Raw genomic sequence first — 21,827 nt, forward strand, 5'->3', positions numbered from 1 at the left:
TTAAAATTGAAAAAACTAGGGTGAAAGAATGGAAAATTTAAAAGAAGAAATTGTAGCAAAGCCTTTTTTAAGGTGGGCTGGAGGGAAAAATTGGCTGATAAAATATTTAGATAAAATCACTAAGAATTTAAAGTATAACAATTATTACGAGCCTTTCTTAGGAGGAGGTTCAATCTTTTTTTCAATGAATCCGCGTGAGAAAATATATATTTCGGATCTAAATGAAGAGCTAATGAATGCTTACAAAATTGTACAGAAAGAACCTAATAGATTAGTTGAAGAATTAAGATCATACGACAACAACGAAGAATTTTACTATGAAATGAGAAGTAAAAAAATAGAAGATCCTTTTTTTAAAGCTGCAAAATTTATTTACTTAAATAAAACATCTTTCAATGGTATTTACAGGGTAAATAATAATGGAGATTATAACGTACCGTTTGGTTTTAAAACCCAATATAACATTGACGAGGAAAATTTTTATGCAGTAAGTAAACGGCTTAAAAAAGCTAATATTCACTTTGGTGATTTTTCCGATAATGTAAGGAAAATTAGTGAAGGGGATTTAGTTGTGTTGGACCCGCCGTATACTGTTTCTCATAACGAGAATGGATTTATTAAGTACAATCAGAAGCTTTTTTCCATAGAAGATCAATATCGATTAAGTAGATTTATAGATCAAATAAAGGCTTCTGGAGCATATTATATACTGACAAATGCTGCTCACGAGACTATTATTGAGATCTTCGATAAAGAAGGAGATTACAGATATAATTTTTCTCGAGCAAGTTCAATTGGAGGGAAAAACGCTAGTCGAGGACAGGTAAAAGAGTTTGTATTCACAAATATCAGGGAGGGATAGAATTGGAAAGTAACGAGGAAATTATTATTGTTTCTGACAAAGAGTTATCTTCAAAGAAAAGACTAATGAATCAAGAGTATGATTTTCATAGTGTGAAACACGATAATGTTGAAGAATACACTGAAAATGGCTGGGAAATTGCAAGAAAATTTAAGACAGTTACAAAGTTAAAAAAAATGAAGCCTGAAAAAGAAATATTTATTAATAGGATTTGGAGACTATTTCATGATCTAGGATTTGATAGAATGAATGAAGCCCCCTTCAAGATCGCAAATACTAATGTGGATGTATTGGCTATTGATGATGAAACTGTAATGTTTGTTTTCTGCCGTTTTTCAGAACACGCTCAGACTAGAACAAGTTTGTTGGAAGATATAAAGCAAATTTGTGACAATAAAAAACATTTCATTAATTATGTACAAGGGTTAGCAGATGGAAAGAAAAGAAAATGTGCCTTTATCTTAATAACTAAGAATCTTATTTTAAATGATCAAGATATTGCCTACATGGAGAAAAAACTTGTTCACTTTAATGAGGAGGGCATAAAATACTATGAAGAGTTAGCAAAACATTTAGGAAGCGCTTCAAGATTTCAACTTTTAGGGTACTTATTCTCAGGACAAAAAATACCTGAAATGGACAATAAAATACCAGCTATTGAAGGGAAAATGGGTAATCACAAATATTATTCATTTTCAATTGAACCTGAAAAACTCTTAAAAATGGGTTATGTTTTACATCGAAACAATGCGAATAGGCAAATGATGCCAACGTATCAAAGAATAGTAAAGAGAAATAGATTGAATTCTATACAGAAATTTGTAAAAGATGGAGGCTTTTTTCCAAACTCATTAATCATTAATATTGAAAATAAGAGTATAAATTTCGATTACTCAGAAAAGCAGGTTTCTGGTGCTGTGTCTAAAATTGGAATACTTCATCTTCCTAAATTGTATAGATCAGCATATATTATTGACGGTCAACACAGATTATATGGCTATGCAAACTCTGACTTTGCTAAGAAAAATTCTATCCCAGTTGTTGCTTTTGTGAATTTAGGAAAAAGTGAGCAGATAAAACTTTTTATGGACATAAATGAGAACCAGAAAGCTGTTCCTAAAAATTTAAGAGCTACTTTAAGTTCCGATATTTTATGGGCTTCGGAATATTTATTTGAAAGAAAAACTGCTTTAAGGTCCAGAATAGCACAGAATTTAGCAGAGGATTTAGATTCTCCGTTATATCAGAGAATAATTGTTGGAGAAAATGCAACAACTGAAAAATGTAATATAACTTTAGATACAATCCAACAAGCACTAGATAAAAGTGATTTTCTAGATCAATATGCGAAGAAAAACAACGAATTGATAAAAGAAGGAACGCTAGATACTGGTAGTAACGATGAAACAGCCGTTATACTTCTAAAGTTCCTAAAAAGTATTTTTCTATATTTTGAATACAATTTAAAAACTGAATGGAATGAGGTAGATAGATCAAAAGCCTTTTTGATTACTAATCCTGGCATATATAGCTTAATAAAGATCACAAACGATATTGTAAACTTTTTAGTTACTGAAAAAGAATACAATTTCAAAAATATGAATAATGAGGAAATTGTTGAAACGGTAAAACCTTATTTAGATGTCATTATTAAGTTCTACAAAAATGTTGATGAACAAGAAAGAACTAAAATAAAAAAGACATATGGTAGTGGAGGAAAACAATTATATTGGAGGACCCTACAACGAGAAATAAAAAAAGTATATCCTGATTTTTCTCCAAAAGGCTTAGATGAATACTGGAAAGACAATGATACTAGATTTAATGAGATCACCTATTCCTACATAATGAGGATAGAGTTGTTCATGAGAGATGATTTCAAAGCGAGGTTAGAGTCTAAATATGGAGAAAACTGGTTCAATTTGGGACTACCTAAATCAGTCTACGATAAAGCCAACCAACTTGCCTCGGATAAAGATTTCGGTAAACCTAAAGACCAAGCAACAGATCCTTGGACATGCCTTCATTTCATCCACTTTAGAGAGATAGCACTTGGAAATTGGCAGGATCTTTTCTCTGAAAAATACACATTACCTGAGGAGAAAGGAAGAAATGGTAAAAAAACTGAGAAGACTAAATGGATGGCAAAGTTATCTACTATTCGAAATGAAAATTCTCATGTTTATACCAGTGTCAAAGAGGAAGATTATAAATTTGTTGAAAAAATATATAATTGGTTGGTTAAAGGCTGAAATGAATTAGAAAACGAGGCCGCATCGAAAGTCCACTCAAATTTGTCGACTAAATGGTGGAAATTAAATAGTTAAGAGCTTTTTACAACCAAAATTTTCTGAATATTTTGATATCAGATAATTTTTGAACGGAAGCGTAGTTTAATAAACCTATCTTTGTTACGAAGGGTAAATAGCATACTTTTTAATTTTAAAGGAAAATATCTTGATGACCATCAACTGATTGAGTATTATAGTTCAGTTTTGAAGATGGTCGTCTCTCCAGTTATTGTGTAACTTTATCGTACGTAAATATAGCAATTTAAGGAGTGCATTTTCATTTGAAAATGCACTTTTTGAAAACTCTCATTTTCATCAAGTATTTTATTGTTTGTGATATTTGTATTGTTGACTGGACTATTGATATTTCCGATATTTACCACAGAACCTTTCTCATTTTTAAAACAAAATAAATTTACGGAGAAAATAGTTAAACTACCAAATATTGTTAGAGACATTATAGTTAAAGCTATCTTTTCTTAGTTTTCAACTCTTCTAATTCGAATTTTTTTCATTATATTTGAAATCAAATTTTGTTCGGCGAGGAATTGAAAAGATTAGGGTCGAACTTTGTTTATCCTAGGTTTTCTTTATCGGTTTAGTAATTGCGTTTTTTCCTCTTAAATTAATCTAGAAAATTTTTTCTTTAATTTTGATATTGCTGATTTGAACTATAATTTTTCTGCTTTCGCCCTTATTTCCCTTAAAATCCTATCTCGTTCTTTATCGCCTTAACAAAAATAAAAGGCTAAGAAATATTAGTTGTTAATTATATAGATAAGACCAAAGCCACTCTTTATATCACTTGAATAATAAAGTGCATGAGTTTATAGTCTCAGAATGGTAAAATAATAAGGTACGCAAATAATTGAATTTTATTTAAAAAAGGGAGTATATAAATGGGCGCAGAATTAAATCAACGTTTATTTAGTGCGGCGGATAATCTTCGCAGCAAAATGGATGCATCAGAATATAAAAACTATCTACTAGGATTGATTTTCTACAAATACCTTTCTGATAAATTATTACAACAAGTTGTGCTATTAGCCGACGAATCATTAGAGAAATATGATACACCAGAAAAGCAGACAACTCTGTATAAAGAGCTATTGTCTGATGAAGATTCCAAAGAAGATTTGATTGCAACAATCGTTGACACCTTGGGTTACGATATTGATCCAATGTATTTATTCAATGTATTAGCAGATCAAGCAAAACAAAATATTTTTCAATTAAATGATCTAAACAAATCCTTTGTGGATTTGTCTTCAAAATATGACCAGTTCAATGGCTTATTTGACGATGTGGATTTGCAGTCGAAAAAACTAGGTTCAGATGACCAACAACGTAATGTAACGATTACTGATGTTTTGAAGAAATTAAATGATGTGGATGTGATAGGACACGACGGAGACGTTATCGGTGATGCCTATGAATTTCTAATCAGTCAGTTCGCCTCAGAAGCTGGAAAAAAGGCAGGGGAATTCTATACGCCTAGCATGGTATCAGATATGATGGCGCAAATTGTTACTATCGATCAAAAAGACAAAAAGCTATTTAGCGTGTTTGACCCAACGATGGGTTCTGGGTCACTAATGCTAAATGTACGTAAATATTTAACTTATCCAGAAAATGTAAAATTTCATGGTCAAGAATTGAATACAACAACCTTTAATTTGGCGAAAATGAATTTGATCTTGCATGGCGTTGATTCAGAAGATATGAATTTGCGTAATGGAGATACATTGAACAAAGATTGGCCAACTGATGAGCCCTATACTTTTGATTCGGTTGTTATGAATCCGCCATATTCAGCAAAATGGTCAGCAGATACTTCATTTTTAGATGATTCTCGGTTTAATCGCTATGGAAAATTAGCACCAAAATCAAAAGCTGATTTTGCTTTCTTATTACATGGTTACTATCACTTAAAAGAAACGGGGACAATGGCGATTGTCTTGCCTCACGGGGTTTTATTCCGTGGAGCAGCAGAGGGTACCATCCGTCAGAAACTATTGGAAAATGGTAGTATTTACGCAGTCATTGGAATGCCAGCTAATCTATTTTATGGAACATCCATTCCAACTACTGTGATTATCTTAAAGAAAAACCGTACAACTCGTGATGTTTTATTCATTGATGCAAGTAATGATTTTATTAAAGGTAAGAATCAAAATAGATTGTCCGAAGATAATATTAGAAAAATTATTGAAACATACACTGATAGATCAAATGTGAATGACGATGGGAAATATTCTAAGTTTGCTTACTTAGCAAGCTTTGATGAAATTAAAGAAAATGATTACAACTTAAATATTCCACGATATGTTGAAACTTTTGAAGAAGAAGAGCTGGTTGATATGGTCAATATTGGAAAAGAAATAAAACAAATTCGTAAAGAAAAAGAAGTATTAGCAAGAAGTTTGTTTGAAATGATTTCAACTTTAGAAATAAGTCCAGAAAACGAGGATTGGATAAAAGGTGCACTAGAGGTGTTTGATCATGGAGAATAGAAAAAAACCAAAAGTACGATTTCAAGAGTTTAAAAATGATTGGTTGTATTGCAATCTAAAAGATATTTCGGATAAAGTTACCGAAAAAAATAAAAATAATGAATATACTGAAACACTCACTAATTCTGCCGAGTTTGGAATTATCAATCAAAGAGATTTTTTTGATAAAGATATTTCTAACAAAAAGAGTTTGAATGGTTATTACATTGTTCGAAATGATGATTTTGTATACAATCCACGTATTTCAAATTTCGCACCAGTGGGACCTATAAAGCGTAATAAATTAGGGAGAACCGGAGTAATGTCCCCTTTATACTATGTTTTTCGAACTCATAACATAGATAAACGATTTTTAGAATACTTTTTTGATTCAACTCTGTGGCATAGATTTATGAAATTGAATGGTGATTCAGGTGCGAGAGCAGATCGATTTGCTATTAAAGATTCAGTGTTTAAAGAAATGCCGATCCCTTTTCCTAATTTAGCTGAACAGAAGAAAATCGGAGAATTTTTAGATGATTTAACGCATGCAATCTCTCTTCATCAGCAAGAACTCACTACGCTAAAACAAACAAAACAAGGCTTCTTGCAAAAGATGTTTCCAAAAGAAGGAGAGAAAGTACCAGAAGTTCGCTTTCCAGGATTCACTGATGATTGGGAACAGCGTAAGTTGGGAGAAGTTGTTCAGATTGTTATGGGACAATCCCCAAATTCAGAAAATTATACAGATAATCCAAACGATTATATTTTAGTTCAAGGAAACGCAGATATGAAAAACAATAGAGTTGTTCCAAGAGTTTGGACTACTCAAGTTACAAAACAAGCAGAAAAAGGTGATCTGATTTTAAGTGTTCGCGCTCCAGTGGGAGACATTGGAAAAACTGATTATGATGTAGTTTTGGGACGTGGAGTTGCAGCCATTAAAGGAAATAATTTTATTTTCCAACAACTCGGAAAAATGAAAGAGAACGGCTATTGGAATAGATATAGCACAGGGTCAACATTTGAAAGTATTAATTCAAATGATATTAGAGAAGCTCTGATTATTATTCCCGACGTAAAAGAACAACAAAAAATTGGTGCCTTCTTCAAGCAGCTAGATGATACGATCACTCTTCATCAGCGTGAATTGGAACTTCTTCAATTAACTAAAAAAGCATTCTTACAGAAACTATTTGTCTAGGAGGTGTCGTGATGAAAATTCCTCATCGAGAAGAAGCAGAAGTGGAACGTCATTTAATTGATGTCTTAGGTGAAGGACATAATCAGTGGACCTATCGTTCTGAGTTGAAATCTGAAGATGATCTTTGGCGAAATCTACGACAAAAAATTGTTCAGAATAATTTATCTGAAATTGGCGAACATCCACTTACCGATAAAGAGTTTGAAACAATTAAGACGGAAATTTTATTGCGGACTCAGACACCTTTTGATGCGGCGAAATGGTTAAAGGGTGAGAATGGCATCGCTCGGATTACAATTGAGCGTGAGGATGCTAGTCTAGGCTCAATTTCTCCGATTATCTATTCCAACCAAGACATTGGTGGTGGACTTTCTACGTATGAAGTGGTGAATCAAATTGCGAAACAAGGGAGTAGTGCGGATGCGCGAGATCGTCGTTTCGATGTAACATTGTTAATTAATGGGTTGCCGATTGTTCAGATTGAGTTAAAACAAACGACCGCTAAAGATGGTGTATATCAAGCTTTTAATCAAATCAAGAAGTATTCGGAAGAAGGGATGTTTCGGAATAACATCTTTTCAACGTTGCAACTATTTGTGATTTCGAATGAACAAACGACACGCTATTTTGCTAACGCGATGCCAAAAGATATGCATAAGAAGTTCTTATTCAGTTGGCGGACAACAGATAATAAAAAAGTTGAGAACTTGTATGAGTTTTGTAAGCAAGTTTTGAATATTCCCAAAGCCCATCGGTTAATTGCAGACTATACAGTTGTCAGCGAGGATCAAGACAATAAGGTATTGATGGTACTTCATCCTTATCAGATACATGCAATTGAAGCATTGTTTACCGCGGCGAATAAACATCAATCGGGGTATGTTTGGCATGCGACAGGTTCAGGAAAAACACTGACGAGTTTTGTTTCAACGAAACTATTGGCTAGAAAAATAGGGATCGATCGCACGATTATGTTGGTCGACCGAAAAGATTTAGATAGCCAAACTACCAGCGAGTTTACCAAATTTGCTTCTGAATATAATACCGGCATCTCATCTGGAAGTGCTAAATCGAATAGTTTGATTGTTGGAACAGGGAGTGCGAAAGAACTAGGAGATACACTGCTAGCTGATGCCAATGCGAATGTCGTGATTGTGACGACACGTCAAAAATTAGATGCTGCGTTGAAATATGCTAAGAAGCAAGAAGAAAAGAACGGTACAAATCGTTATCAAAAATTGATGGGGCAACATATTGTTTTTGTTGTTGATGAATGTCATCGTGCCTTAAGCGCTGAAAACATGGAAGAAATCAAAGGATTCTTTCCAAAATCGACTTGGTTTGGTTTTACCGGCACACCGATTTTTGAAGTGAATAAAAAGCAAGCAAAAGGACAATTAGCACGGACAACGACTGATCAATATGGCGAGGTCCTACACACCTATACCATCAAAAATGCCCTAGAAGATGGTTCTGTTCTAGGATTTCAAGTGGAACATGAGAATACAATCGAAACGACTTCACTGGATAATAAGATTCACAACGAATTAAGTAAAGTCGAAAAATATGCGTCTTATTCTCCTGAACAGATTAATCTACTCGTTGATAATATGAATCCGATAAAGAAGGAAAGCTATATTGAACCAGCAGTTTACGAAAATAATGAGCACATTCAAAAAGTAATTCATAAAATTTTCCGTCCTAATAATGCGTACACGAAATTTGATTTTCGAAATGGTCGTCCTACCAAATCAGCCATTCTAACAACCAGTTCCATTCAGATGGCGAAAAAGTATTATCGAGCAATTAAAGAAATGACAAAAGACTCGGATTGGATGAAACGAGAGTTTCCGAACCAACCGATTCGCGAAGGTCGGACAATGGATGATCCAGATTTTCCACGAATCGCCATCACATATTCCTTAGATGAAAATACAGATAAGGCCAAAGAACAACAAGCTGAAATGCAAGGAATTATCAGTGAGTACAATGATTATTATGGTACCGCTTGGAATTTAGCAGAGATTGAACGGTATAATGGCGATATTAATAATCGTTTAGCTAGAAAAAAGGCGGAGTTTAAACAGTTCGGCAGGCACATTGATTTAGTCATTGTGGTAGATCGGTTGTTAACCGGATTTGATGCACCGACAATTCAAACATTATTCGTTGATCGGAATTTGGAATATGCTGGCTTGATTCAAGCATTTTCTCGTACCAATCGAACCTATCCAGAAAAGACGAAAGGGTTGATTGTGACCTTTAGAAAACCCAACACGATGGAAAAGAATGTCGAAGATGCAACCATACTTTATTCTAAATCTAATGAAGAATCTTCTCTAATCTATCCAACGTATAACGAATCAAAAAAACGTTTCAAAAAAGCCTATCGAAAGTTACAAGAATTCACGATTGTGCCTGGAATTAGTGAAGATACACCATTAGAGACACGTGTGGATTATGTCAAAGCCTTTCAGGAAATGAATAACTCTTACGAAGCGTTGGTGACTTATGATGAGTACAATGAGGATATCGTAAGTTCGGACGCTCTGAAGAATCAAGTTTCTATTTTGGAAGAACAAGTAGGTGTCTATCAGACTGTAAAAGGATCATTGATGGAAGTACCACCTGTCGGAATTGATCCACCTGATTTTTCGTCAATAGAGTTTTACAGTGACAATTCGATCAAATTGTACGATATTGATTCTTCATACATTGATCAGCTTCTAGGTACCTATGCGGCGAATAGTCCGGATGTTCGTGAAGAAATCGAAAAAGCACTGAAAAAATTAAATAAGAAAGAATGTGTCAAAGATGTGTATCGTCAAATTTTAAATGCATTTGATGAAGATCAAATTGAGCCGAATGAAGATATTTTTGTGGTAAAACGTCATTATTTTACTCAAGCGATAGATCAAATTGTTGGTCATTTTGCGGAAGAGTGGTTCGTCTCAGGCGATGAACTTCAATCTTCAAGAGTGCAATATATCATTGGTGAAGATCCGATTCCAAATATCAAAGGGATTATTGAAAGTAAAAACTTTGAAGGGTATAAATCGCTTAATCCAGAAGCTAAACCATTCAAATATCCACAAGAGATGAAACGTGCATGGCGGGGAGTTCTTGATGAAGAATTGATACCATTGGAAGATGAGTTGAGGTAGTTTGAAAGGTGTGTTAAATGAAGTGGACGTTGAGGGAAGGAATAAGGTTGTCGTAGTCGGAAATGGGTTTGATATAAGCGTAGGACTAAAGAGCTCATATAAGGATTTTATTGAGTATATCAAAGAGAGACATCATTTCTCTGAGGATTTAGAGCTTTATGAATACAACCGGTTATTCTTAAGAAAATACGAGGATTTCAAATTAAATTGGTCAGATTTTGAGAGTCTATACGAAGAGACAGTAAGAAGTGTCAATAATCGTGTACAACATGAAGATTTACAGGATTCTTTTGAAATTACAGTAATAAATGATTCAATAAAAAAATTAGAAAGAGATTTTCATGATTACATTTCTGATGAATATCAAAAATGGCTAAAGAAAAATATATTGCCACAATACGGCTCATCAGCGAAAAAATTTTCTAAAAATATCAATCCTGTTATTAAAGACTTGCTTAGCGACAGTGATGCTTTTTTTATCAATTTTAATTACACAAACACTCTAGAGGATCTTAGTGAAGATATCATATTCGAAAAGGTTATGAGTGATGATGAAATCACTGATGAAAGTGAGCGACGAGCGAAGGCAAACAGAGAGATAAAGAAAATTCAAAACAGAATTGCTCATATTCATGGCAGTATAGAAGATGACAATATTCTTTTTGGTGGCGGTTTTGCTGACAGAGAAGATACAAAAAATATCCATTACTCGAAATCTTTATTGAATGACAAACTATTTAGAATAAAAGAAAATGATAAATTAAGTTCGACTCGTAAAGTTATAATGGATGAACTTGACAAAAAAAGATGTGAGGAACTAATTTTCGAAGATTCCGCACAGTATGATAGTAGTGGAGTAATAGAAAAAAACAGTAACTACAAACGAGAAAACAAATTCGATCTATATATCATGGGGCATTCGTTGCAAGGAAGTGATTTTCAATTTTTAAGTAAGATACTTGAAGATGCGGATAGAATTTTTATTTTCTATTATGAAACTGATTATACAACTAAAATGGAAGAACTAATTAGAAGGTTAGGTTCTTCAATTATTGAGAAAGTAAAATTAGTTCCTTTTATAGAAATATTATTTGAAGATGAATTATTAATTAACAATTTTGGGATGTATCAAACTATTGCTCCTTTTCTGATAAATAAATTTCCAGAAGAAAAGATTTTAGATGATCTTTCTCTGACCTCCAACCATTTCATTTTTAAACATATCACTGATCTTGAAATCACTAATGAGAACGTAGATATAGTTTTAAAATTGATAAGTAGTCTCAATAAAAAAAGAATAAAAACCCCAATTAAAAAAATCTCGTTTTTAGGTGAGATGGAAGAACATGAGATAGAAAGTCTATGCAAATCTAATGCACTCATTGAAATGTTAGAATCTGTGGAAAAAGTTTCGTTTGAAGATACGGGTATTAGTATTGATTTTTTGCTTACCTTAATAAAACAAGGGAACGATTTGAAACAGTTAATCATGAACCATTGTGTTTTCTTGAATAACAACGAATCTGAAATTGATCTATCTGTATGCGAGAGTTTGGTAAGGTTTGAAATAAAAGATTGTACCTTCAATCCAGAGAGAGCTGTTCAAAAGCTTTTATTTAATTCTGTAAAGTCTATCAATAATTTAGAAAAAATCATTATCGAGAAAAATGCCAATATCGTAATAGACAGTTCTGTTTTTGGAAGTGCTAAAAATTTACTGGAGCTCTCGATAGTCATGTCTGATACTGATGATTATGAGAATGAAGTTCATTTATCCAATTTAGAGCTACTTTACATCGATTGCTCAGCCTCTAGTTTTCCAAACATAACGGTAGGAAATGAGATAAAAGAGATTACTATAGTTGGTTATCAAGAAGAATTCTTAAGTTTGTCTTCTTTGCTTAAAGATAATGAATCACTATTTGGATTTCCTAAATTTGAGACTTTGCAATTAAATAGCCCAGATAATATTACTACATTTAAAAATATAGATGTGGATGTACCATTAGATATTTTTTCAAAAGATATTAAACTGATTATTGATGAGGTTTCTATCTATATTGATGATTATTACAAACAATATAAATTTAAAACAGAAGAGTCTCCTTCAAAGAGTAATACAAAGGAAATTATTGAAGAAACGATTCTAAATATTATAAATCCGAATAAAAAGAAGAATCAAAGAATATTTTCGGAATTCAAAAAATGGTATGCCGAAATATCTGGTTCGTCAGATGATTCTGTTGATAATGAATTTCTGGATACAGTAAAAAATCATTTATTGGATGCAGATGATGCCACAAATATTTCAAAAGATAATTCTAGCGTTGACAAGAATATCGCTGCAAGTTCAAAAATTGAAGTCAAAGAGAAGATTGATTTTTCAGAAATTGACAAGTTACTCTTTGAGTACTCTCACGGTAAGATAAATACTGATAACTTGTTACTTTTTTTGAATAAAAAAGGTAAGAGTAATTTAGTAATAGAAGTTTATAAAAGTATCATTGACGATCTGGAAAATAAATCCGATTTTACTCAATTAGAAGTTTTTGATCTGAAAAAACTTCATTTTGAAAGGGCGAAATTAGAAATAATTAAACGTTTTTCAGAAGAATGGTTTGTCTCTTCAGATCAACTAGACTTTTCTGCTTTGGAATATGAGAGAGGAATGGACCCCATCCCTAATCTCAAAAAAATAAACAAAAGTAATAGGTTTGAAGAATATAAAGTATTACACCCAAATACAACTTCTTTTAAATATCTACAGTTACTGAAAAGTGCTTGGCAAGAGGTTTTGGACGAGAAGTTATTACCTCTGGAAGAGGAATTACGTCAGGAGGCAACAGCTTATGAATAGAGATTGGCGAAAACTTAAGCATTCAGCTAATGGTGTTCCTACAAATGATTCCTTGCTACCTTATGTCTTGGAAGCCATAAAAGATGGTGGTGAATTCCATAAAAAAACAATCATCAAACGTGTAGTAGAGTTTCTTCAAATTCCTGAAGATTTATTAGAAGAAAATTATCCAGATACTCCACATAAAGACAGTATTTTGATTGATCGATTTGGATGGGCATTAAGTAGTCTGTACATTTCTGGCTTAGTTCAAAGACCAAGACGTGGTGTTTATAGGATTACTGAATCTGGACTTGCTATGTTAGATAAGCATGGAGATAAACTTACTAAGAAAATGTTAGAAGAATTGCCTGCTTTTAAAGAATATAAAAAAGAGTTGGACATTCGAAATGAGCGGATTGGAAACAAGATTTCTATTCCAGAAGCAGAAGAAAAAGAGATTCAGGTGGAGAGTATCATAAATAATCAAAATAATGAGTTAGCCATTGAACTTTTGAACAAAGTTCGTCAGGTTGAGCCTTCATTTTTTGAGAAGTTAGTTGTTGATCTACTTGTAGCAATGGGATATAGCGGTAAAAATGGAGATGCCAAAGTGACCACTCAGAGTAACGATGGTGGAATCGACGGGATTATTAATCAAGATCCGTTGGGAACGAGCACTGTTTACATTCAGGCGAAACGCTATAAAGATGGAAATACAGTAGGACGTCCAGCAATACAATCTTTTTACGGTGCATTAGCAGGTGTAAATGCTGATCGTGGGGTCTTTATTACTACATCTAATTTTGCTAAAGGTGCGCAAGAGTTTGCTAAAAGCCAGGGAATTGTCTTGATTGACGGAATTAAGCTAACTGATCTTATGATGCAATATGGTGTCGGTATTGAAGTAGCGAAGGTCTACAAGCAATTTCGAATAGATAGTGATTATTTTGAAGAGGATATGATTTAAACTATCATACTAAAAGCTGTTAGAATGACGAGTATCGTTCATTTTAACAGCTTTTTCTAATGGTTTTGATACCTATTTCATCTTATCCCTCCTTGACTTTCCCCAAAGAACCCGTATCATAACTTATGAAAGTTTGCTGAGGCGGAGGATGGGGAGAGAGCTTGCTTAGAATTAAGAAGATTTTTAACAACAATGTGGTCTTGGTGATTGATACGAAGGGTCTGGAGCGGATCTTGATCGGCAGAGGGATTGCCTTTCGGAAACGGGTTGGCGAGACAGTTGAGAAGAATAAGATCGAGAAGACGTTCGTGGTGGATTCTCCGAATGTGGCGGATCGGTTTGTGCAATTGATCGAAGAAGTCCCGATCAATCGGCTGGAGATGGTGACGGTGATCGTCAAAGCTGCGGAAGCGGAGCTGGAGCGGACCTTTGATGGGAATACCTATATTGGGTTGGCGGATCACATTAATTATGCGGTGAATCGGTTTCGGAATGGGGAAACGATTCAAAATGCGTTGTTATTGGAGATCAAGAAGTTTTATCCGAAGGAATTTGCGGCGGGCATGAAGGCGCTGGAGCAGATCAGCTATTATGAGGGGATCGAGCTGAATGAGGATGAGGCGGGATTTATCGCGCTTCACTTTATTAATGGCGGCTTGAACAATGATACGGCTCAGACGTTGTTGACAACGGAGATGTTGCAAAAGGTGGTCTTGATCGTAGAGGATGGTTTAGGGATCGAACTGGATACGGAATCACTGAATTATGTTCGTTTCGTTACCCACTTGAAATTCTTTATTCAACGTGTCATAATAAATGAACCAAGACAGGAAGCGGTGCCGGAGATGTATGAACAGGTGGTTCAGTTTTATCCGAAGGCGACGGAGAGTGTCGGGATCATTAAGCAATATTTACAAGAGAAGCTGGCCTGTCGGATTTATCCGGAGGAGGAGATGTACTTGATTCTCCATGTCCAGCGGCTAATTAAATAAACGGGATTGTAACTGATTATGCAGGCAACACCCAAGCAAGGGATGAAGAGTCTCTTGTTTGAGTGTTGCCTTTTTTATATGCCAAAAAAGGGGGAAGCAACATGGATAAGTATCAAAGCTTGGTATCATTTATTTTGGAAAAGGTCGGAGGAAAGGAGAATGTGTTAAGCGTCACGCATTGTATGACGCGACTGCGTTTTACCTTGAAGAATGATTCGTTGGTCCAGCGTGAGGAAGTGGTGAAATCAACGGATGTCATGAGTGCGCAATTTGCCAGCGGACGGTTTCAGGTGGTTGTCGGGACAAATGTGGCGGATATTTTTCAAGTGGTTCAGGAACAGTTGAATGGGAAAACGGTCGCGGCGGAAGAAGAGAAAAAAGGGTTAGTCAGTACGTTAGTCGACACGATTACCAAAGTGATCACGCCAGTTTTAGGAATTTTAACGGCTTCAGGTTTGCTGCAGGGGATTTTGGCTTTATTGACGGCGACGAATGTTTTGTCGGTCAATGATGGGGCGTATATTATTTTGCATGCGATGGGGCAGGCGGTCTTTTACTTTTTACCTGTCACATTAGGCTACACGAGTGCGAAGGCCTTCAAGATGAATCCGTTTGTGGGGATGATGCTTGGAGCAACCCTGCTGATTCCAGAGCTGATGACAGGGCTGACGAGCGGCGATGCGCTATATACCCTGTTCAAGGAGACGCTGTTCCAAACGCCGGTCTTTAACACCTTCTTTGGAATTCCGATTCTGTTTCCGGCGAATGGTTATCAATACACGGTTATTCCCATTATCTTTATTGTCTATGTTGGTTCAAAGGTCGAAAAATGGCTGAAAAAGGTTGTGCCGGCAGTGATTGCTCACAACGTGAATTCGTTCTTAACGATCTTGATCACGGTTCCTTTAGCAATTTTGGTGGTTGGTCCGGTGACGAATGTTCTTAGCTCATTAATCAGTGCAGGTGTATCAGGTTTATATGGGATTTCTCCTGTCGTGACTTCGTTAGTCGTAGCGTTGCTCTATCAACCATTGGTTATTTTTGGGTTGCATTGGCCGATTTCAGCAATTGGGATTACAAACTTGGCACAATCAGGCGTGGATTACATTTTCCCAATGTCCTTTACCGCCAATTTTGCGCAAACCGCTGTAGTATTGGCTGTCTTTTTACGGACACGCTCGAAGGATCAAAAGGCCTTGGCGATTCCAGCGATGGTATCGGGCTTGTTCTGTATCATTGAACCGGCGATCTACGGCTTTAGTTTACCAGTCAAGAAACGTTTTGCCTTTTCAATGCTTGGCGGTGCGGTTGGTTCGTTGATCTTGGCTTTGACTTCGACAAAAATGTACGCGATGTCCTTTGGGATTCTAGGCTTTGCGGCCTTTATTGATCCGAAAAGCGGCAGTATGAATGGCGTCATCATCGCAGTTATTGCATCAATCGCGACTGCGGCGGTGCCGTTCGTGTTAACCTATATGGCCTTTAAAAAAGAAGAGGATGTCATCGATCCAGAAGAAAAAAGTCTCGTGAAATCTGAAGTGTTGGTTTCACCATTACAAGGAGAAATCAAACCCATCGAACAGGCAGCTGATCCAAGCTTTGCATCAAAAGCATTAGGCAGCGGTTTTGTGATTGTCCCAGAAAAGGGCGAGGTGGTTTCGCCGGTCACTGGTACGGTGGAAACTGTTTTCCCAAGTGGTCATGCTATTGGAATCATTAGTGACACGGGGATCGAAGTATTGATCCATATCGGGATTGATACGGTGGAATTAGAAGGTCAAGGCTTCCATCCATTAGTAGAAAAAGGACAATCTGTCGTTCAAGGCGAGAAAATTCTAGAAGTAGATTTGGAAAAAGTCGCCGAAGCAGGTTATTCGATTGAATCCTTTGTGACGGTTACGAATTCTGATCAATTTCTAGACGTGCTTAGCCAGCAGGAAGGGCATGTGAAGCTCAATGACAAGGTCATGACCGTCATTCCTTTCAACAATCAAGCAGAAGCAATTAACTTAGCGGAGGTAAATTAAGTGAGAAAAAAGATTTGGGGCGTACTTGCCGCCGGAGCATTAGGAGATGCGATGGGAATGCCGACAGAATGCTGGTCGCAGGAAAAAATCCGTCAGAACTTTCCTGATGGGGTAACCGAATTAATCGCATCAAACGAAAACGATGTGTTTGGACGCAAATTAGCGGCAGGAGCGATCACTGATGATACGCTGAACGTGCTGATGATCTTATCCATGATCAAGAAAAACCACGGGCAGATTCGCGTGGCGGACTATGTCGCAGAGCTGCGGGAATGGAACGACAATTCAGGTGTTTCCGCCTTTGTTTCCGGTCCATCGACATTGAAGGCTTTGGATAAAATCGCCCAAGGTGTGCCGATCAAAGAGACGGGTGTCACAGGAACAACCAACGGGGCATCTATGAAAATTGCCCCGATCGGACTAATCAGTGATTATCGTGATTTGACGACACTAGTAAAAAATGTCGCGGAAATCTGCCTGCCAACCCACAACACCAAAATCGCCATCGCCGGAGCAAGTGCGGTAGCAGCCGCGATCAGCTACACAGTTCGCGGGGGACAATCAATCGAAGAAATTTGGTCAGTGGCTTTTGACGCAATTAATGCCGCCAAAGAATACGGACACGATTTTCCAGCCGCTTCACTGACCTTCCGCATGAATCAGTCACGCAAGATCCTGCGTCAGGAAGCCGACGAAGCCGTCATCCTAAAACGACTATACGAAGAAATCGGGACGGGAATGGAAACTATCGAAACCATCCCAAGCGCCTTTGTCATCGTCGAATTAGCCAAAGGCGATCCATTAAAAGCCGCCCAACTAAGCGCTTCTCTGGGATGGGATACCGACACGATCGGTGCCATCAGTGCCGCAATTTGCGGCGGGATGAATCCACAGTTGCCAAAGGAAATGATCCGGCAGATCGAAGAAGTTAATCAGTTGGATTTTGAGGAGTTGACTGATGATGTCGCTCCGTTTGTGAAGTAGTAGGGTGAAATAAAAAAATAGCCACAAAAACTTAATATCGGAAAATACAGTTCCGAATAAAGCCGTCAACGATCTGAAAATGTTGACGGCTTTTTTTCGTGACACTGATTAAAATGGTGAATCGATGTGTTTAAAAAAGCGTAATTTTATATAGGAAAGGTTATAAAGCTATTTACAAGAATTTTTTTCTTAACTATAATTGGGTTACTCAAGGGTAACCTTGGAGGGCGGATATGGTAGAATCTCGAGAAATAGAAAATATTATTAATGCATTCAAAAAGGACTATAAAAATGGCCGATGTCGCATCATCCCGAGAGAGAAGAATCAGGATACACTCAACAGGCTTCAATGGATTGAGGAAGAGGCTTTGTATTACCTTGAAAAGAATCTAAAAGTTGAGCATTATTTATCGGGACCTGAACAACCGCACATTAAAAGAGGTAGGCTACAGACAGGATCGGTCTGGAAATTCTTGATGCCTGTATTTTCACCGAAGGCCAAGATTAAGCTAGAGGCTTATGTCAAATTTCATTATTGCAAAGACGGAACGATTTTTATTTCATTTCATGAATCAATCTAGAAGGAAGGTGCCTTAAATGGAAAGAATGTGTTACGAGTGTGGAAATGACAGCTTTAAGGAAATTAATGTGCTAAAGAGCGTAAAGGTCAAAGAATTGGAGCTTGAAGTCGAGCATCGTTATTTTGAATGTTCAAATTGTGGGGAAAGATATGCTGATTTTGATCGTCCAAATGAAAATTTGATCCGAAATTATAATGAGTATAGGCAGCGTAAAAACTGGTTAATGCCTGAAAAAATACGCGATATTCGTAAAAAGTATCATTTGAGTCAAAAAGAATATGCTAGTCTTTTAGGCATCAGTTATTCCACATTAAGCGCTATAGAAAATGGTTCCTTGCAAAGTAAAGCCCATGAATCTCAATTTATTTTGTCTCAAAGTGCGATGGGAATGAAGCGTTTGGTCAGCAGGAACAAGGAAATGTTTAGTGCAAAAAAGATAGCTGAGTTACTTAGTTTGTTGGATCGATTAATAGTTGAGGAATACGAAAAGTTAGGAAGCGAGTCTGTGATTTGATTGTTATGGCATCATTCATACTCCTGAAAAAGCTTTTGTGTTAGTGAAACAAGAGGAAAGAAGGCAAGGTGAGTAAATTTGAGGTGAACTTCATATTTTCGAGTTTTTCGTCAAAATTTGCACGAAACTTCAAATTTTTGACCATCAGAAACAAGAGTCGTAAACGATTTATTTCGTTTGCGGCTCTTGTTTATTTCATTTATCGCTTTGCCTCATACTTCAATAAATACTCATGTTCTTCTTTAATAAGCTGTTTGATCTCGTTGGAATCGTCGGCACAAATATTCGGAATTTCCAGTGCGCTGGCTCCGCAATGGGATTTTTTCTCTCCGTCTGGGTAAGTGTAGCTGTAGATATGTGTGTCGGGTTCACCGGCGCAATATTCGCAGGTGTTGTCGATGCAGCCGGGGGTTTTGCTGGGATATTTTTCAATGTTGGTACGAACAACTTCGGCAAATTTTTGTGAGTAGTCGTTGCAGGCGGAAAATCGCAGCGCAAAAAAGTGAGAGAGCTCTTTTTTGTTTCGGATGCCTATTTTGGCGATCTGTTTATTGTGCCGGCTATGCTTGAATGAGATATGCGAGCGTTCCTTTTTGGGGTTATAACCGAGTTCGGATAGGTAAACGATAATATCACGGTATACTGATTTGTCTTCAGCGTCTAGTGTGCGTAAAAAAGAATCGATCAGCTCTTTTTGCTTCTTGGTTTTCATCCATCAACCCTCCAGTAAGTAGTAGGCGTTTTCCTTTTTTTCGATGAGTTAAGTATAGCATGAAGAATGAAATGACTCCTGAAAATAACTAATTAATAACTTGTAAATAGTAGTGTTCGTTGCTAGATAAGTGCTTTTTTTAATAAGTAATTATTTCTAATAAAAAAATGATGTAATTTTGAATTTAATTTGGTATAATTTAAAAATCTTATGAAAGCTTGTGTTCTTGAGGTAAGCGAATTTATTTTTTTTCACACAATTGATTCACTAAAACCTTAGACTTTCTTTAGAAAACAAAAGGATTACTTATTGGAATGAATAGGCTCTTTATTTGTCTGCCATTTCTTTATTTGTGCGTAAACAAATTATCGGAGCCGCCAGATTGAATAATTTGTACTATTGCAAGAATCTCGAGTTCGTATGAAACAGGCTCTATCTAAGGTGAAAGGGAAATGACAATCGGTTCAACTACCAGTAATAGCATGCTACAGATAGGAGTGGTCACTTTGAAATATTTAGAAATCATTGGATTGACTATTGTCGTAGTAGCGTTAGGGTTGTGGGTTCTTTATTATACTCGCTGGCTTGCTTTTCGCAGGGAAAATAGGAAGCAAGAACAGAAACAAGTAAAAGATCACTATCAGACTGCGGAAGCAGCTTCTGGAATTAAAAAACATAAGTGAAGGAGAAAATGGAATGAGAAAGCATTATATTCGCTGTTTGGCTGTATTTTCAATGATTGTTGGGGTGCTTCAATTTGGAGTAGCAGAAAGTTTTGCGGAAGCATCAACGGCAACAGTCACGACAGAGTACGCTTTATATGATACGTTGTCGCCGACAGAACAAAAGAATCTGGTTACTAAACAGCCAGAAGCAACAATTACACATGATGAGGAAAATTTCCGCTTAATTTATCAGAAAAAAGCCGCTCAGCCGGTAAATCAAACGAATAAAACTACTGGAGCAACCTTGCAGCAAATAAATACGCATTCTGTCCTGCAAAGTTCCTACAAATCACTGCCAAAAACAGGGGAGCAGAAGCAAAATAAAATCATTGTCTATTGTGGAATGATATTACTAGCTACGGGTATCCTCCTATTGGTTTGGAAACGCCGTCAAGCTAAAAAAGCGCTACTAGTATTAGCGCTATTTGGAGGAACTGGGTTTACAAGCATTGCGGCAGCGGCAACACCTGAATTACCCGCAGCGAAAACAGAAACACTAGCCAAGGGCAGTGCATTTAAACCCGATACTTCCGTTTCAGACTACGATTATCTCGGCTATATCCATTCGTCCAACAATCACGAGTCACCAGTAGTTCCTGAGAAAAAAGAAGGCACAGTATTGGTACATTTTGTGGATGAAAATGGCAATACAATCGTTCCTGATGTGACGTTAACAGGAAATATTGGTGAAAAATATACATCAGAAGCAAAGACGATTAATGGCTATAGTTTAAAAGAAATTCGAGGAAACGCAACCGGTACATTTACTGATCAGCCACAAGAAGTCACTTATGTGTACACGAAGGAACCCGTCAAAGGAGCGAATGTCGTTGTTCGTTATGTTGACGAAGAAGACAACACAATTGCCCCAGCTGAGACGTTAATGGGAAATGTTGGTGAAAAATATACATCAGAAGCAAAGACGATTACCGGCTATATTTTAAAAGAAGCTCCAGAAAATGCAACCGGCACATTTACTGATCAGCCACAAGAAGTCACTTATGTGTATGAAAAAGAAAAACAGTTAGGGCGTGTAATCATTGATTTCAGCAAAGTAACTTCAAACATTGGTAGAGACTTCTATGTCTATATAGACGAAGATGGGGTACCTAAATGGACCAGCGTGAAGGCGGAAGGATTCGTCTTATATGACACGAATTACCGTATACCAGATAATGGAAAGCTTGAACTTGAAGGAGAAGTGGGAACCAAAGTGGTAGGTCCAAGTGGATTAAATCTGGAAGTTTCTGGATATCTTCAATTAGGCATTGTCTACCTTGATTCAAAGGGAGTGGAACAAGTAGCAGAAATGCAAGGTTTTAGAATTTCATTCAACGAAGAGGCACCTTTGACCTATACCGAGGAAAATCAAACGATTGTCTATAATATGTACTATCCAAACTAGAAATAGGCTACAGCGGCTTAGTAATTTCGCTGTAGCCATTTTTTTAGTTTGTAACAGACTTTCTTCCG

15 protein-coding genes are annotated in these 21,827 nt (G+C 36.4%); 14 read left to right on the forward strand and 1 reads right to left on the reverse strand.

All coding sequences use genetic code 11. The annotated features are described in order from the left end of the window. Positions 1–28: 28 nt before the first annotated feature. From OMU_RS00345 to OMU_RS00400, 12 genes are all read left to right on the forward strand, one after another. Positions 29–862 (forward strand): DNA adenine methylase, encoded by an 834-nt coding sequence (locus OMU_RS00345; RefSeq protein WP_016177977.1) that lies wholly within the window; start codon positions 29–31, stop codon positions 860–862. Positions 863–864: 2 nt separating this feature from the next. Next, the gene (locus tag OMU_RS00350; protein ID WP_016177978.1) at positions 865–3,114 is read left to right on the forward strand and encodes a DGQHR domain-containing protein; all 2,250 of its coding nucleotides are present in this window, start codon (positions 865–867) and stop codon (positions 3,112–3,114) included. A gap of 938 nt (positions 3,115–4,052) precedes the next feature. Then, on the forward strand, positions 4,053–5,666 hold the full coding sequence (locus OMU_RS00355; RefSeq protein ID WP_016177979.1) for a type I restriction-modification system subunit M: 1,614 nt from the start codon (positions 4,053–4,055) through the stop codon (positions 5,664–5,666). After that, positions 5,656–6,849, forward strand: a complete 1,194-nt coding sequence (locus OMU_RS00360) for a restriction endonuclease subunit S (RefSeq protein ID WP_016177980.1) — start codon at positions 5,656–5,658, stop codon at positions 6,847–6,849. Before OMU_RS00355 ends, OMU_RS00360 begins: the two co-directional genes overlap by 11 nt. An 11-nt stretch (positions 6,850–6,860) precedes the next feature. Then, positions 6,861–10,013, forward strand: a complete 3,153-nt coding sequence (locus OMU_RS00365; RefSeq protein ID WP_016177981.1) for a type I restriction endonuclease subunit R — start codon at positions 6,861–6,863, stop codon at positions 10,011–10,013. Positions 10,014–10,023: 10 nt separating this feature from the next. Next, positions 10,024–12,870 carry an AbiH family protein gene (locus tag OMU_RS00370; RefSeq protein ID WP_233421613.1) on the forward strand — a complete coding sequence of 949 codons (2,847 nt, stop codon included), beginning with the start codon at positions 10,024–10,026 and terminating at the stop codon, positions 12,868–12,870. Next, positions 12,863–13,819, forward strand: coding sequence for a restriction endonuclease (locus OMU_RS00375; protein ID WP_016177983.1), 957 nt, complete (start codon positions 12,863–12,865; stop codon positions 13,817–13,819). The genes OMU_RS00370 and OMU_RS00375 overlap by 8 nt, the downstream gene beginning before the upstream one ends. A 161-nt stretch (positions 13,820–13,980) precedes the next feature. Beyond that, on the forward strand, positions 13,981–14,811 hold the full coding sequence (licT, locus tag OMU_RS00380; protein WP_016177984.1) for a BglG family transcription antiterminator LicT: 831 nt from the start codon (positions 13,981–13,983) through the stop codon (positions 14,809–14,811). A gap of 101 nt (positions 14,812–14,912) precedes the next feature. Beyond that, positions 14,913–16,838: a beta-glucoside-specific PTS transporter subunit IIABC gene (locus OMU_RS00385; protein WP_016177985.1), complete on the forward strand. Its 1,926-nt coding sequence runs from the start codon at positions 14,913–14,915 to the stop codon at positions 16,836–16,838. Then, positions 16,839–17,822 carry an ADP-ribosylglycohydrolase family protein gene (locus tag OMU_RS00390; RefSeq protein ID WP_016177986.1) on the forward strand — a complete coding sequence of 328 codons (984 nt, stop codon included), beginning with the start codon at positions 16,839–16,841 and terminating at the stop codon, positions 17,820–17,822. A gap of 233 nt (positions 17,823–18,055) precedes the next feature. Continuing rightward, positions 18,056–18,403, forward strand: coding sequence for a hypothetical protein (locus OMU_RS00395; RefSeq protein ID WP_016177987.1), 348 nt, complete (start codon positions 18,056–18,058; stop codon positions 18,401–18,403). Between the two features lie 16 nt (positions 18,404–18,419). Beyond that, entirely contained in the window at positions 18,420–18,917 is a 498-nt protein-coding gene (locus OMU_RS00400; RefSeq protein ID WP_016177988.1) for a type II TA system antitoxin MqsA family protein, read from the forward strand. A gap of 199 nt (positions 18,918–19,116) precedes the next feature. Here the strand turns inward: OMU_RS00400 and OMU_RS00405 are convergent, their stop codons facing one another. After that, complete coding sequence (locus tag OMU_RS00405; protein ID WP_016177989.1) at positions 19,117–19,629, reverse strand: hypothetical protein; 513 nt, start codon at positions 19,627–19,629, stop codon at positions 19,117–19,119. A 452-nt stretch (positions 19,630–20,081) separates the two neighbouring features. On the opposite strand from OMU_RS00405, the gene OMU_RS00410 reads away from it, so the two are divergent. After that, positions 20,082–20,312, forward strand: coding sequence for a hypothetical protein (locus tag OMU_RS00410; protein WP_016177990.1), 231 nt, complete (start codon positions 20,082–20,084; stop codon positions 20,310–20,312). Positions 20,313–20,325: 13 nt separating this feature from the next. Further along, positions 20,326–21,759: a MucBP domain-containing protein gene (locus OMU_RS00415; protein ID WP_016177991.1), complete on the forward strand. Its 1,434-nt coding sequence runs from the start codon at positions 20,326–20,328 to the stop codon at positions 21,757–21,759. Positions 21,760–21,827 lie beyond the last annotated feature (68 nt).

Origin of the sequence: Enterococcus avium ATCC 14025 (assembly GCF_000406965.1) — a bacterium.
Classification (GTDB): Bacteria; Bacillota; Bacilli; order Lactobacillales; family Enterococcaceae; genus Enterococcus_A; species Enterococcus_A avium.

Bases quoted from the DNA above. Each gene is read 5' to 3' on its own strand.
- OMU_RS00365 (WP_016177981.1), top strand. From the start codon at position 6,861: ATGAAAATTCCTCATCGAGAAGAAGCAGAAGTGGAACGTCATTTAATT.
- OMU_RS00375 (WP_016177983.1), top strand. From the start codon at position 12,863: ATGAATAGAGATTGGCGAAAACTTAAGCATTCAGCTAATGGTGTTCCT.
- OMU_RS00395 (WP_016177987.1), top strand. From the start codon at position 18,056: ATGGTAGAATCTCGAGAAATAGAAAATATTATTAATGCATTCAAAAAG.
- OMU_RS00410 (WP_016177990.1), top strand. From the start codon at position 20,082: ATGACAATCGGTTCAACTACCAGTAATAGCATGCTACAGATAGGAGTG.
- OMU_RS00400 (WP_016177988.1), top strand. From the start codon at position 18,420: ATGGAAAGAATGTGTTACGAGTGTGGAAATGACAGCTTTAAGGAAATT.
- OMU_RS00355 (WP_016177979.1), top strand. From the start codon at position 4,053: ATGGGCGCAGAATTAAATCAACGTTTATTTAGTGCGGCGGATAATCTT.
- OMU_RS00385 (WP_016177985.1), top strand. From the start codon at position 14,913: ATGGATAAGTATCAAAGCTTGGTATCATTTATTTTGGAAAAGGTCGGA.
- OMU_RS00405 (WP_016177989.1), bottom strand. From the start codon at position 19,629: ATGAAAACCAAGAAGCAAAAAGAGCTGATCGATTCTTTTTTACGCACA.
- OMU_RS00360 (WP_016177980.1), top strand. From the start codon at position 5,656: ATGGAGAATAGAAAAAAACCAAAAGTACGATTTCAAGAGTTTAAAAAT.
- OMU_RS00345 (WP_016177977.1), top strand. From the start codon at position 29: ATGGAAAATTTAAAAGAAGAAATTGTAGCAAAGCCTTTTTTAAGGTGG.
- OMU_RS00415 (WP_016177991.1), top strand. From the start codon at position 20,326: ATGAGAAAGCATTATATTCGCTGTTTGGCTGTATTTTCAATGATTGTT.